Annotated in this window: 13 protein-coding genes; 7 read left to right on the top strand and 6 right to left on the bottom strand. The window is 40.4% G+C overall.

The window, feature by feature from the left end:
• Window positions 1–34: 34 nt before the first annotated feature.
• Window positions 35–1,162 (bottom strand): peptidylprolyl isomerase, encoded by a 1,128-nt coding sequence (locus ACE1CA_RS25815; protein WP_413276223.1) that lies wholly within the window; start codon window positions 1,160–1,162, stop codon window positions 35–37.
• Window positions 1,163–1,375: 213 nt separating this feature from the next.
• Between ACE1CA_RS25815 and efp the strand changes: the two genes are divergently transcribed.
• From efp to ACE1CA_RS25800, 3 genes are all read left to right on the top strand, one after another.
• A complete protein-coding gene (efp, locus tag ACE1CA_RS25810) occupies window positions 1,376–1,933 on the top strand; it encodes an elongation factor P (protein WP_413276222.1) in 558 nt (185 codons plus the stop codon).
• Between the two features lie 83 nt (window positions 1,934–2,016).
• On the top strand, window positions 2,017–2,553 hold the full coding sequence (gene accB, locus ACE1CA_RS25805; RefSeq protein WP_413276221.1) for an acetyl-CoA carboxylase biotin carboxyl carrier protein: 537 nt from the start codon (window positions 2,017–2,019) through the stop codon (window positions 2,551–2,553).
• Between the two features lie 94 nt (window positions 2,554–2,647).
• Window positions 2,648–3,001, top strand: coding sequence for an ArsR/SmtB family transcription factor (locus tag ACE1CA_RS25800; RefSeq protein WP_413276220.1), 354 nt, complete (start codon window positions 2,648–2,650; stop codon window positions 2,999–3,001).
• Between the two features lie 87 nt (window positions 3,002–3,088).
• Here the strand turns inward: ACE1CA_RS25800 and ACE1CA_RS25795 are convergent, their stop codons facing one another.
• The 3 genes from ACE1CA_RS25795 to proS form a co-directional block, all read right to left on the bottom strand.
• The gene (locus ACE1CA_RS25795) at window positions 3,089–3,730 is read right to left on the bottom strand and encodes a GerMN domain-containing protein (protein ID WP_413276219.1); all 642 of its coding nucleotides are present in this window, start codon (window positions 3,728–3,730) and stop codon (window positions 3,089–3,091) included.
• 9 nt (window positions 3,731–3,739) lie between these two features.
• Window positions 3,740–4,591 (bottom strand): LmeA family phospholipid-binding protein, encoded by an 852-nt coding sequence (locus ACE1CA_RS25790; RefSeq protein WP_413276218.1) that lies wholly within the window; start codon window positions 4,589–4,591, stop codon window positions 3,740–3,742.
• A 128-nt stretch (window positions 4,592–4,719) separates the two neighbouring features.
• Window positions 4,720–6,528 (bottom strand): proline--tRNA ligase, encoded by a 1,809-nt coding sequence (gene proS, locus ACE1CA_RS25785; RefSeq protein WP_413276217.1) that lies wholly within the window; start codon window positions 6,526–6,528, stop codon window positions 4,720–4,722.
• Window positions 6,529–7,065: 537 nt separating this feature from the next.
• Between proS and ACE1CA_RS25780 the strand changes: the two genes are divergently transcribed.
• Together ACE1CA_RS25780 and ACE1CA_RS25775 are read left to right on the top strand one after the other, a co-directional pair.
• Window positions 7,066–8,124, top strand: a complete 1,059-nt coding sequence (locus tag ACE1CA_RS25780; RefSeq protein WP_413276216.1) for a PepSY-associated TM helix domain-containing protein — start codon at window positions 7,066–7,068, stop codon at window positions 8,122–8,124.
• 82 nt (window positions 8,125–8,206) lie between these two features.
• Window positions 8,207–10,768 (top strand): TonB-dependent siderophore receptor, encoded by a 2,562-nt coding sequence (locus tag ACE1CA_RS25775; RefSeq protein ID WP_413276215.1) that lies wholly within the window; start codon window positions 8,207–8,209, stop codon window positions 10,766–10,768.
• 83 nt (window positions 10,769–10,851) lie between these two features.
• Here ACE1CA_RS25775 and ACE1CA_RS25770 read toward each other — a convergent pair whose 3' ends face one another.
• A complete protein-coding gene (locus ACE1CA_RS25770) occupies window positions 10,852–11,508 on the bottom strand; it encodes an acetoacetate decarboxylase family protein (RefSeq protein ID WP_413276214.1) in 657 nt (218 codons plus the stop codon).
• Between the two features lie 161 nt (window positions 11,509–11,669).
• On the opposite strand from ACE1CA_RS25770, the gene ACE1CA_RS25765 reads away from it, so the two are divergent.
• Both ACE1CA_RS25765 and ACE1CA_RS25760 read left to right on the top strand, forming a co-directional pair.
• Entirely contained in the window at window positions 11,670–11,852 is a 183-nt protein-coding gene (locus ACE1CA_RS25765; protein ID WP_413276213.1) for a chlorophyll a/b-binding protein, read from the top strand.
• 112 nt (window positions 11,853–11,964) lie between these two features.
• Window positions 11,965–12,117, top strand: a complete 153-nt coding sequence (locus ACE1CA_RS25760; RefSeq protein WP_413276212.1) for a chlorophyll a/b-binding protein — start codon at window positions 11,965–11,967, stop codon at window positions 12,115–12,117.
• A 136-nt stretch (window positions 12,118–12,253) separates the two neighbouring features.
• Here the strand turns inward: ACE1CA_RS25760 and rpoD are convergent, their stop codons facing one another.
• On the bottom strand, window positions 12,254–13,381 hold the full coding sequence (gene rpoD, locus ACE1CA_RS25755; RefSeq protein ID WP_413276211.1) for an RNA polymerase sigma factor RpoD: 1,128 nt from the start codon (window positions 13,379–13,381) through the stop codon (window positions 12,254–12,256).
• Between the last annotated feature and the right edge of the window lie 806 nt (window positions 13,382–14,187).

Genomic DNA, 14,187 nt, shown 5'->3' with positions numbered 1-14,187 from the left:
CGCATAAGCGGACTTTGTTTGTATAGCCTCGACTTTAGTCGGAGGAGCTTTTCTGAGGTTGAATTAAATTTTCTGCGCCTTTAATTACTGTTGCAGATTCAATTTTGTCACCTTGTTTCAGCTTTTGCAAAATATCTTTCCCTTCAGTTACAAAACCAAAAATGGTGTAACGACCATCCAATAAATTTAAACCAGCAGGTGTTAATTCTGGTTCAAATAAGAAGAAGAAAAACTGCGAAGAACCGCCATTAACTTCTGATTCTGGTCTAGCCATTGCTACAGCACCGTAAGCTGAGAAAGGTAGTACAGGTTGGTCGCGGTAACGTCCGGCATCTTCTAAGGTAATACCATAAATAGGAGCGTCATCACCTCTAACTAAAATTTCTAGGGGAATAGCACGATATTTTTTGGTATTTGGGTCAATAAAACCTTGTTCTTTGCCTGGTGGATCTCCAGTTTGGAGGACGTAGGATTCTTCAGCGCGAGTAAAAGGTAAACCGTTGTAAAAACCACGTTGTACTAAATCGACAAAATTACCAGCAGTAACAGGGGCAGTGTAGCCATCAACTACTAGGCTAATGTCGCCTTTTTCTGTGGTGATTTTAACAGTAGCACGACCTTTGAGTTGGGGTAAATTGCTATATTCGGCAGGTACTTCAAAGGGAAATTTTTGTACCATGTACTCTTCTAGTTCTCCTACTAAATTGAGGATGCTAGAAGTTTGATCTAACAATTGTGGTCGATTTTTAGCTTCAGCGGCAGCTTTGAGAGAATCTAGACTTTCACTTATTTGACTAATCAAAGCTTGAACTTGGGGTTTTTGGTCATCGGAGACACTAGCTAACAAATCAGATTGACGATCGCCAACGATCGCAGTAGCCTTCTTGACATCCCCATTAATCGCACTCCAGCGCTTACCCCTCAACTGTTGGGGAATATCTTCCAAACTCTTTTGCAGTTCTCTAACTTGCTTGTTATCGATCGGCAAAGAGTACCGCAAAAGCGTTTTCCCATCAGTAATAGCATTCCCCTGTGGTAAACGACTGTCCCGCACACCAGCAGCACAAAGACCAATGGACAGGGTGACTAACAGTAACGCCAAGATGCCAGTTTTTAGCCAGCGTTTCAGCACATTCAGAACTGGAAGACTCAAACCAGACATAATTCAGATTTCTGATAGCGTCACAATTTTAGATTTTCCCACAATGGGGGGATGGGGAGATGGGGAGGTGGGGAAGTTTAACTCAAAACTCAAAACTTAAAACTTAAAACTCAAAACTCCCCATCCCCCCACCTCTTCAGTCCCCCCTAATCACCCGTCCCCCAAGAGAGGTACAATTAATAGTCCCGATTGTTCTGCCCAGGAAAAAGGTTCATGATTTCGAGTAACGACTTTCGACCCGGTGTATCAATTGTATTAGATGGAAGCGTATGGAAAGTTGTGGAATTCCTCCACGTTAAACCGGGAAAAGGTTCAGCTTTTGTGCGGACAACACTGAAAAATGTCCAAAGTGGTAAAGTTATGGAACGGACTTTCCGGGCTGGGGAAACTGTACCCCAAGCTACTTTGGAAAAAAGTACAATGCAGCATACCTACAAAGAAGGTGATGAATACGTTTTCATGGAAATGGAAACTTATGAAGAGGGTCGGCTTTCAGCTGCACAAATTGGCGATCGCGTCAAATATCTAAAAGAAGGTATGGAAGTGAACGTCGTTCGCTGGGGCGAGCAGGTACTAGAAGTAGAATTACCTAATTCTGTGGTATTGGAAGTAACAGAAACCGATCCCGGTGTCAAGGGTGATACGGCGACAGGAGGTTCTAAACCTGCGATCGTCGAAACAGGCGCTCAAATCATGGTTCCTCTGTTTATCACTGTAGGGGAACGGATTAAAATTGACACTCGTGACGATAAATACTTAGGTCGAGAATAATTACTGTGGGAGATTGGATTTTTTCGTTGATCCAAAATCCGAATTGATTTACCCAAAACCAACTTAACGGGGCTAAATAAACTGTGGAATTGGATTTTAATGAACTCCGCGAGCTACTGACAGTTTTTAGTCAAACTGACATCGCAGAGTTGACACTCAAGAGCGCTGATTTTGAACTAACGATGCGAAAAAGCATCGGTATCAGCGTTTCTCAGGTGTCTGGAGCGAGTAATCAGGTGCTAACATCCCCGCAGATGATGTCAGCTGTCACAACAGGGGTGCCAAGTCCAACCAAAGAAATGGCAAATGGTGGGGTAAGTGAGGCTGTTGCAGCCACGCCAGCCTCACCAGCTGCTTCTGTACCAGTGGATACTAAATGGGTGACAGTAAATTCACCGATGGTGGGGACGTTTTATCGATCTCCGGCTCCGGGGGAAGCGGCTTTTGTGCAAGTGGGCGATCGCATTCGCACTGGGCAAACAGTCTGTATCATTGAAGCAATGAAGTTAATGAATGAGATTGAAGCAGAATTTTCCGGGCAGGTGATGCAAATTTTAGTAGAAAACGGAGAGCCTGTAGAATATGGTCAACCACTGATTCGGATCAATCCCGATGGATGACCATCCTAAATCAGGAATCTAAAATTAGTCTAATGTATTGCCATAAAGAAAAGAACTGGTAAAATCTGGGGATCAGTCCCTCCCATGTAGTTCAATGAAACAAGCGCAACCTGTATCACAAGAAGTTGTGCAACAAGTAGCTGAATATTTCAGCATTTTGAGCGAGCCAATGCGTCTGCGGCTCTTAAATCTACTTCGTGACGACGAAAAGTGCGTTCAAGAGTTGGTGGAAGCAACCCAAACTAGTCAGGCTAATGTTTCTAAACATCTTAAAGTGATGCTACAAGCAGGCATTTTGAGCCGTCGCAGTGAAGGAACTTCTGCTTATTACAAGGTAGAAGATGAGTTAATTTTTGAGTTGTGTAATTTGGTGTGCGATCGCTTGGCAACTCGAATTGAACAACAAGCTCGTCACTTCCGCGACTTTAGTTTGGCTAGTAAGGAATGAGGAACCGGAGAATTTTTGCTCGGCGATTGCTCATCAATCGTCTGAAATTCTCCCTGGTTTCCTTAGTTAATTAAAAAGTTTAAAGTTTTAAAGCGGAAAGTCTTTCTGAAAATTTTCTCTGGTGATTGGCTGAGATATTTCTAAACCTTCTCCACCCAAAGTGTCTAAAGGTTTGCCATTAACTAAGAGAAACACTTTGGCTTTGGGATTTAAACTAGTGGCAGTATAAATCACTTGTCCTAAGCGCCCAGTCATGGAAGCAGAACCACCACCGGAAGTAAACTCTGGAGATAAATCAACGGTAATAGCGTCTTTGTCTACTTTAATACTTCGCAATTTGGTTCCTTGAGGAATTGCAGATGCAGGTTGGTTGGGAGTACTGCTAGTATTTGATTGAGCTAACAAACGCTTAAATGATTGTTCTAAAATTGCAGTTTCGTTGGTAGTTTTTTGCTCAATAGCTACAGGATGAGCTACTAGTTGAAATTTACCGTTTTTATCTTCTAATAAGTAGATTTGTGCTTTTGTTTCTGCTGTTGTTGTTGCAGTTTGTGGGCTTGGTTTTGGCGTTGTGACAGGTTTGGTTGGTTCAGTTGTCGGAACGGTGGTTTCGGGAATGTTAGGATTACAACTAGTTAAAACCGCCCCGCTACTAATAGTTAAAAGTAGAATTGCGATCGCTCCCTTTGCGCCTAGAGAAAGCTGACAAATTGCTTGGCGCTGTTCCATAAATTTACTTTACTCCTTCGGTTGTGCTGGTGTTTGTGGTTGTTTTTGTGCTTGTGGTTGTACTTGCACAAAAGCCGCTATTTCCAAATTATCTTGATTCACTTCAAAGTCTAATATTCTGGCAATAATTCCCGATTTTTCCAATTTTTTCAAATCCAAATCATCAATAAAACTTTGCGCTAAAGCACCAATCAGAAATTCGGGGATAGTATTTTCATTAATTGAAACTGCTGGAGAAATTAATTCCAACTGATGTCCATTGACTATTCTTAATCCTGACTCAGCGATTACAGCTAACTTTTCTCCTGAGTTAGATTGCTGGGTTCCCGTTCCTTGTTTCTGCTGTAATTCTACTTGAAATCGCAAGCGATTTTCGGGCAAAAATTCAATTCTAGGATTAATAATTTCGTAAGATTCTACTTGTTGACCACCCATATTACCTAAAAAGCTGGCACTTAATCTTTGTAATTGTTGGGAAATTTTGGGTGATTTTAATATATTATTCACATCTTCTTCAGTTAAAACTAATCGAAATGCGGCTTTTGCTGGTTGGCGTAAAGATGCTGGTGATATTCTTCCTCCCCTGAGTGCTTGAATGTTTGCACTTATCGGATCGGTATCTAATTCTAGAACAGCAATGCGGGCTTCTGGTGTTAACCAAAGTCCTCTTCCTGCAACTCTTACTCTCTGTACTTTACCGCTAATTAATTGATAATTGGGAGCGTTATCAATGCGAACTTTTAGTTGTTCTACTCTTTGAAATCTTTGGCGAATGGCATTTTCTGCAAAGCGATCGACAAAAAAGCCAACCGATCCAAGTACACCCAGCAATGCTGACAGAAATATGGTGAGAAATTCCATAAGTTTAAAAGGATTTAAGTTAATTTGTTTGTTGTAAACGCTTTAGTGTTTTAGCACCCAAGCGCTTACAACAAACTATTCAAGCATTTAAATTGCTGAAACTCAACCGATCGCACTAAATTTTTCCCTTATTTCTGAATTTTTTCAGTTATCCACTGTTTCAGAGTGGATACTACTTCATCAATAGCAATTTCTTGAGATTGATGAGTTGCACGATCGACGACTTCGACTTTACTATCTTTGAGCGATCGTCCAGTGACAATCCGGTAAGGAATGCCAATTAAATCGGCATCTTTGAATTTTACCCCGGCGCGTTCGTTCCGATCGTCTAAAATTGTTTCGATTCCCCCTTGATTGAGTTGATGATAAAGTTTTTCTCCTACTTCCATTTGTTCGGTATCTGCAATATTGGGAATGGAAATAATGGTGTGATAAGGTGCGATCGCCACAGGCCAAATTATCCCATCTTTGTCGTAAGATTGTTCTACTGCTGCTTGCGCTAATCTCGATACACCCACACCATAACAACCCATAATTAAAGGTATTTCTTCCCCTTGTTCGTTAGTGTAGGTTGCGCCCATTGTTTTGGAATATTTTGTCCCTAATTGGAAGATGTGCCCAACTTCAATTCCTCTAGCGCTTTTTAAGGTTTGTTCCGGGTTGTGCATAGCTCGATCGCCCGGTCTAGCTTTGCGTACATCGACTACTAATTCTGGTAATTTAAACTCAGAATTCCAGTTAGCACCAACAACGTGATAACCTGATTCATTAGACCCAGTAACAAAATTCTTTAACTCAACAACTGTTTTATCAACTAAGCGCAAAAACTTCGCACTTACCTGTTTATTTGCCGCAATATATTCATCACCAATATCAGGAGCAATATAACCCAAAGGTAAAGCTTTCGCCGCCCATTTCTCCAGACTCTCTGCATCAGGAACAGTCAGGGATAAAACAGTTTTACCGCCATATTTATCAGCTAATTTGGTCAATTCATTCAGCAATTTAACTTCATTTACTTCTCGATCGCCCCGAATATTTACTAATACCAAAACCGTCATACCATTATCATAAACAGCTTGGTAAAGTACATTTTTCACCACTTGAGTAGGCGAACATTTCAAGAACTTACACAGTTTTTCAATTGTTTCAATTCCCGGAGTTTCCTTTTTTTCAAAACTCTTAAAAGTAGAAGGTTCAGCATCCGCAGGTAAAGAAACTGCCTTTTCTACGTTAGCGGCATACTTGCCATCTTCTGTATATAAAACCTCATCTTCTCCCGCTTCTGCTAATACCATAAATTCTTGAGAACCAGAACCACCAATTGCCCCAGAATCAGCTTCCACCGCCCGAAAAGCTAATCCACTGCGCCGCAACATATTGCTGTAAGCATGGTGCATATCCTGATAAGTTTTCTTCAAACTTTCCTCATCAGCATGGAAAGAATAACCATCTTTCATGATGAATTCTCTTCCCCGCATTAAACCAAATCTAGGGCGAATTTCATCGCGGAATTTAGTTTGAATTTGGTACAAATGTAGCGGTAATTGACGATATGAACGAATCATATCTTTAGCAACTGTTGTAATTACTTCTTCATGAGTTGGCCCTAAACCTAATTCGCGTTTTTGGCGATCGGTCAGCGCAAACATGATACCTTCAGCTTTAGTATAAGTATCCCAACGACCAGATTCTTTCCACAATTCCGAAGGTTGTAATTGTGGTAATAAACATTCTTGTGCGCCTGTAGCATTCATTTCTTCGCGCACAATTTGCGAAACCTTTTGCAACACGCGCCACATTAAGGGAAGATAAGCATAAATTCCGCTACCGATGCGACGAATATAACCTGCGCGGAGTAATAATTTATGGCTGGGAATTTCTGCTTCGGCTGGGTCTTCCCGCAATGTGACAAATAACATTTGAGAGAGTCGCATCGTCTGTTTCCTTTTCTGACTGAGATGATTGCTTTATCAGTCTAGAACATTACTAACAAAGGTTATTTGCTATTTGTTTCTCATACCTCTAAGTCTGAAAGAAGACATCTAAAAACAACTATATAACTATATATAGCGTTAACGATGTCTATTAATAGTATTAGCTTTTAATAAAAACTTTTCATTAACCATTATCAATCAGCCTAAAACTATTGCTATATAAGCTTTTGAAGAAACATAAGCTACAAACTCTTGCAATTGTTCTTCTTAACTACTTGCAAAGTATTTGCAATATGGTTTATATTCTCTACAGCTTTTGAGAAAGACTTTTAATAGGGTGGCTTTTAAGGTGATGTGCATTTAACTGCTCTCTCCTGCTGTTTAAACCTATAAGTGGGATGCTCATTAGCTAACTCACTCATCAGGGGATGAGTGGGGAAATTTTTCATGACGTAATTGCGGTTATAGAAGAAAGGTGCAAACTCGAAAACTTTTCTCAGCCTATTTCATCCCAGCAATATAGAGGAGTTACCGCCGATGAAAATTCGCAACTTGGTATTGAGAGTGCATGGTTCGATCGCCATTGTGATGGGGTTGTTGCTGATAGTAATTAGTCTGACAGGTGCCACTATTGTGTTTCATCAGGAATTGGATCGTGTTTTAAATCGATCGCTTTATCATGTCACACCGCAAACGAAACAAGTTTCGCTCGATACAATGGTGGCGCTAGTGCAAAATGCTCAACCTTACGTACCTCTGTGGTTTATTGAAACCCCTAAAAAACCGGATGAAAGCTACATTATTAACCAGAAGATGCGTAATGAACATCGGTTACAAACTTTTGTGAATCCTTATACAGGAAAAATTTTAGGTTCGCGAATTTGGGAGTATTCTCCTGTTGGGTTTCTTTACACTTTGCACCACGATTTATTTGTCGGAAAAGTTGGGCAAATTATTGTAGGTGTGACAGGAGTTTTGCTATTATTAATGGCATTTACTGGAATGTTGTTGTGGACAGGGTGGCGACAACTAAAAAGCGGTTTTAAAATTCGTTTTTCATCACCTCTACCTCTACTAAGTTACGACATTCATAAAGTAAGCGGTATTTTATCCAGCCTATTTTTATTAATTTCTGGATTCACGGGGGTTGCGATCGTCATTGTTCACTTTTTGCCGATGTTCAACCAATCCCCAGAAATAAAACCGATACCTGAAAAACCAGCTGTTGCGATTAACAAATTGATTCAAAAAGCCAACGCTGCCATCCCGGAAGGAAAAATTACCTTTATCGAATTTCCCGAACACGATTCTCAAAAACTGATGGTGAGAAAGAGATTGCCGAATCAAGAAACAGGGCGTTTCGATCTCAGCGTTGTTGAATTGGATCGTTATAGTGGAGAGGTAGTACAAGCTAATAAAGTCATCAAAGCCGATCCATTTTTTGCATTTTTGGTAGCGATCGCAGATCTCCACTTTGGTACTTTTGGGGGACTACCCACCCGGATTTTATACTTATTTCTCGGCTTTATGCCCACGCTTTTATTCATCACAGGGTTAATCAACTGGAAGCGGAGAAAATTGCTCGTTCGCAGGTAAAAAATTTTTTCAAAATTAATAGAACTATCAGTTAATTAGGCTTTCTAATTAACTACATTGTTGCTTTATTTGGTGTGAGGAAATGATCGAAAAATTTCAGTTGTCTTTAAGATTAGTTTTTGCTAGTCTTCTAGCTTGCTCGCTTGTCCAATCCGTAATGGCACAAGAAGTTTTAGAAAACATAGATACTGCTCAAACTAGCTCAGTGCGCGATCGCCCTGCTACTACAGTTAAAGAATGGCTTGCCCAAATAGAAACAGCACAACAGCAGGCATTAATACAAGTAACCAAAGTGCAAATTAACCGCACCGAAACTAGTGTAGAAATTATTCTCCAAACCCAAGATGGAAAGCCGCTACAAATCGATGCTCGACAATTTACCACCCAAGGCAATCGGTTAATTGCCAATATTTCTAATGCCCTGCTGAAATTGCCAGAAGAAAATGAATTTATTGCCGAAAATCCCAGCACCAATATTACCAGAATTGCAATTAATCAAATTGATGGCAACCGCATCCAAATTACGGTGGTGGGAAGCGATCGAATTCCCACAAATGTAATATTAAAAACTGGAGAACTGGCTTATGAACTCAAACCGCTGGGCGAAAATATAGAAGATGTGGAAATTGTAGTAACACGCGCTATACAACGAGCCTACATTGTTCCCAATGCGTCAACGGCAACTGGAACCGATACACCGATTTTAGAAACACCCTTCTCAGTCCAAGTTATCCCCCAAGAAATAATCCGAGATCAGCAAGTAACACGCATTGAAGATGCTCTAACTAACATCAGTGGTGTAACATTTGCTGGTAGTAATGGGGGGCGTGAAGCGAGTTTTAGCATTCGTGGATTTGGCAACCAATTTGCTAATGGTGCACCAGTACTCAGAGACGGTTATCGAATATATGGAAGTTTTCAAGCAATACCAGAACTTGCCAATCTACAACAGGTAGAAGTTCTTAAAGGCCCATCTTCTATTTTGTACGGTCAAATTGAGCCTGGAGGCGTAATCAATCTGGTATCTAAACGACCCTTAGCCCAACCTTTCCACGAAGCAGAACTTCAAGTTGGCAGTCGAGAATTTGTCCGACCTCGGATTGATTTAACGGGGCCTTTGACAAACAATGGTAATCTGTTGTATCGCTTAAATTTGTTGTACCAGCACGATCGCAGTTTTCGTGATTTTGAAACAGATATAAATCGATTTTCAGTTTTTCCTGTGTTGAGTTGGAAAGTTAGCGATCGTACCGATTTAGCATTTAATTTAGAATACATTCACGAAAACAAACCTGCTGATTTTGGAATTACCAAATTTGGTAACGGAGTGGCTCCTGTTCCTAGAGATTTTGTAGCAAATAACCCAGATGATACGATCGCAACAGACTATCTAAGTACAGGCTACAGTTTTGAACATCGCTTTAGCGATAACTGGAAAATTCGCAATGGTTTCCGCTATATCAGTTATGAGTACGACTATAGCGTTGTCGCCCTTCCTTTCATTGTCGAAGATGAAAATATTACCCGTTTTTATGCAGATCAAGACGGTCAAGACCGCTCTTATTCTCTGTTTACAAGTGTAGTGGGAAACTTTACAACCGGATCGATTAAACATACAGTCACAATGGGGGTTGACTTAAACCGCAGCGAATCGAGAATCGCCACAGTATTTGATGCTGCTAATCCATCAATTCTAAATATTTTTAATCCAGACTATAGTTTTCCTAAACCTAATCGTTCCTCTTTGCCACCATTTGGCGACACACTCACCACAGCCAACCGTTTAGGAATTTATCTGCAAGACCAAGTTTACTTGCTGGATAACTTGATTTTAGTTGCTGGTTTACGCTACGACTCAATAACTCAAAAAACTTCCAATATCCAAACCGCTTTCAATGAAGGTGGTGAAACTGAGCAAAGCAATGATGCCTTAACTCCGCGACTAGGTTTACTTTACCGACCTATCCCACAATTGTCATTCTTTGCTAATTACTCGCAGTCTTTCAAGCCAAACACATCCACAACAGCTAGCGGCAGTATTCTAGCACCAGAAGAAGGAGAAGGTTTTGAAGTTGGAATTAAGACTGAGCTATTTTCGCAACGATTATTAGCAACACTAACCTACTTTGATATTACAAAATCAAATGTAGCAACTAGCGATCCAAATAATCCCCTGTTTTCGATCGCTGTTGGAGAGCAAAAAAGTCGAGGTATTGAATTCGATATCGCGGGTGAAGTATTACCAGGATGGAAAATTATCGGGTCTTACGCCTACATTGATGCTAAGGTCAGTAATGATACAGATGAAACAATTGTTGGCAATCGGTTTTTTGGTATTCCCAGGAATAAAGCAAGTTTGTGGACTACTTATGAAATTCAACAAGGAAATTTAAAAGGACTAGGTTTTGGTCTGGGATTCGAGTATACAGATGACCGTTTTGGCAACTTGGCAAATAGCTACCGCGTTGGTAATTATTTAATAGGAAATGCTGCAATTTTTTATCGCCGTAACAACTATCGTTGGGCTGTGAATTTCCGAAATATTTCCGACACCTACTACATTAGAGCCTTGACTGGAAATGAGGGTGGTATTGAACCTGGAGAACCATTAACCGTAATCGGTTCGTTTTCTATACAGTTTTGAGCAATTTTAGCTAGAGAAAATTTTCAGTATGGCGATCGCACCACCCACCACTTCCAGTGATTGCGATCGCCAATTCTTCTTTTTCAAGAATAACTAAACTCAACTTTCCTCTCACCTACTACTTCTGGCGCATTGGCAACTAAACGCAAATCATCACAATAAGCTGTTAACCAAGGCTGACCTAAATTTAAAGTAGCAAAAGGACTTTCTGTAGGTACTTGCAATTTACCACTGACTAATCCCACACGGGTTGCAAATTCACCTTTAAATAACAGAAAATCCGAAATTGAAGAACTGAAACTTGACAAAGCTAAAGAAACAGGCAATGCCAAACTGGGTTTAGTGTAAGTAAGGTTGCAAAGTTCTTTATCTCCTTGTCTAACAATTACACTAGACTCTTCTCCGGTTAACCAAGTAAATTCTGCTAACTCTTTTGGTAATCCCCAAATTTCTCTACCACCAGCTACAGAGTCGGAATTGTCTACATAAATGTGAGAAATCCAAGAACCAAATTTTCCGGCATAATTCACCATTCCCGGAACTACAATTAACTCGTTATATTCCAAAGTTGAACCCAATTTATAGGAGGATAAATACACTCCTCCAATTGTTTTTCCGGGCCAAACTGAAACAATTTCTAATTCTTGGGGAATTAGCGGGCGCGATCGCTCAACATCCACCAATTGAACAGTCTGAACGGCATAACCTTTTAATGTCCAAGGTGCTGACGGATAACTCATCTTTTTTACTCCTGCTAACTCAATTTAACTTCAGACAGTCTTAACCAAAACTATCATTAGAAGCAATAATCTCTAACTTTAGACAGAGCTTACTTTCTTCATTTATTTTTATATTATTTAATAATTGTTCACATTAATTCATTTTTTTGGGAGTTTTCCAGATGCAAGACACTACTCAAGTAAAACCAATTACCGATCCTCAAGAACGTAACACCTGGAAAACAGGTTTTACTCCTCAAGCAGAAATATGGAACGGTCGCTTAGCGATGATCGGCTTTGCAGCAGTAGTACTAGTTGAATTATTTTCTCATCAAGGAGTTCTCCATTTTTGGGGCTTAATGTAGTTCTTCCAGTGCGTCTCTGTATCTCGGCTTATACCAATAGTTGCATTTTTACCCAGCATCAGTTACATTAATTTACAGGACTTTACAAAACTTCATTTACGGAGTTGAGACTATGCAAGGTGAAAATCGCAACGATGTTAAATTCGGCTTCACACCCCAAGCTGAAAATTGGAACGGTCGGTTAGCAATGATTGGTTTTGTTGCTGCTTTAATTACCGAACTAGTTTCCGGTCAAGGTGTTCTACATTTCTTAGGTTTGATGTAATTCTTGTATTCTTTTTACCTCTGACAATCTGAAACGAACTATTCATAGGGAGCCAAAAAACTCCCTATTTCTGCATAAATAAAAGTTCCAATAGCGATCGCTACTGGAACCTGCTCAAAGTATGGTAAAAAAGTTGCTAACGAATATATTCTTTAAGAATACTATTGCGGTTAGGATGACGTAGCTTCCGCAACGCCTTAGCCTCAATCTGACGAATTCGTTCGCGAGTCACGTTAAAAATTTGCCCGATTTCTTCAAGAGTCTTCATTCTGCCATCATCCAAACCGTAACGCAGACGTAAAACATCCCGTTCTCTTGGACTCAGAGTATCTAAAACACTTTCCAAATCTTCGCGCAGCAAATTCTTGGAAACTTGGTCTTCTGGAGTTTCGCCATCCGACTCAATAAAATCTCCCAATCGAGAATCCTCTTCTTTACCGATCGGGGTTTCCAAGGAAATAGGCAATTGAGCAGATTTAGCAATGAATCGCAGCTTCTCGATCGTCATTTCCATGCGAGTAGCTATTTCCTCTTCAGTAGGTTTGCGACCCATTTCTTGCGATAACAATTTGGTAGTTTTCTTGATCCGGGAAATAGTTTCGTACAAGTGAACAGGCAAACGAATAGTCCGAGATTGATCGGCAATTGCTCTAGTGATTGCCTGACGAATCCACCAAGTCGCATAAGTAGAGAACTTATAGCCTTTTTCGTGATCGAATTTTTCCGCTGCCCGAATTAAACCTAAGCTACCTTCCTGAATTAAATCTTGGAAAGACAGCCCGCGATTCATGTATTTTTTGGCGATCGAAACTACTAAACGGAGGTTGGACTGCACCATTTTGTCCTTCGCACGTCGCCCCAAATGGAGGCGATGACGGAACGCAGGCAACTGCATATCTACCGCTGCCGCCCACTCGCGATCGTGGGGGTCACGGTCTAAGCGATCGCAAAGACTCTCTCGAATCCGTTCTAATTCCAACAAATCAGCAATCTTTCTTGCCAATTCGATTTCTTCATCCGCCCGTAACAGTCTAATTCGACCAATTTCTTGCAAATACAGGCGAATTGAGTCTTCTGTATAATGCTTTTTCTTAGTTTGCGCTCGACGACGGTTTGAGCGTACCTTACCAGGCTTTCCATCGTCTTCTTCAGGGGACACATCTTCTAAAAACTCGTCTTGATCTGCTTCTTCCACTTCTTCTGCTAAGAGTAGCTCTTCCAAAGTAGGACTTATATTATCAAGTACGTTGTTAGCCTGGGTCATGCCGCGTTCCTCATGCTCCTTTGGGTTAACAAAATCAACAACTAGACATCATGATGCAATCAATCTCCCAACATATTAACCAGTAAAAGACCAAACAAGCATTAAAAGCTTAATTATTAATTAACTGGTTCGGGCAAAAACACTGTGCTTCGGAGTTAAAACATAAGCGTTTATTGGAAGCGTAAGTGACTGAATTTATTGTTGGGTCTTGTCAAGATCTTTACGATTGTAGCCTTTCTCACAAAAATTGCCAGCAGTTTTTGCTTTTATCTATGCAGTTTTTCGATGTCTCCATTCAACTGGAAAATTAGGGTGAAAAATTATTGTTGCATCGGCTTTTGCCCAAAGATGCTAAACATCGAAATTATTCTGCAAGTTGGGGTATAATTTCACCTGCGTTCTTGCTGGATAGAGAGTTCAGGTGAACTTACCCCACAAAATTTTAGACAATAGGCTGGAGGATAACCAAGCAGTTTTTGTCCTCAGAGTTGCGAATAAGCCTACGTAAAGTATTGCACCCATTTTCAGCTAGTTTAGTTGAACTAATTTGGTAGTTTCTATTGTCATTGGTCATGTTAGACGATTTGGCTGAATTTTGTGGCTTTTCGGATTATTTGGTCGCTAATGATTCCTGATTTAAGGGGAATCTGGTTTAACCAGTTTTTCGTCTCACCTCAGTTTAGCTACCACACAGCCACAAAAGCTTAGAAGTGACGCTAGATGTACTGACATCCTTAGAATTTAAGTCACAGAAACTCTATTTATATTAAAGTACTAAGTTTCAGCCGTAGTGGTCTTGACAAAGG

It is taken from the genome of Floridaenema evergladense BLCC-F167 (assembly GCF_041929205.2).
Lineage (GTDB): Bacteria > Cyanobacteriota > Cyanobacteriia > Cyanobacteriales > Aerosakkonemataceae > Floridanema > Floridanema evergladense.
This window is presented reverse-complemented; position numbering and strand designations above follow the sequence as displayed.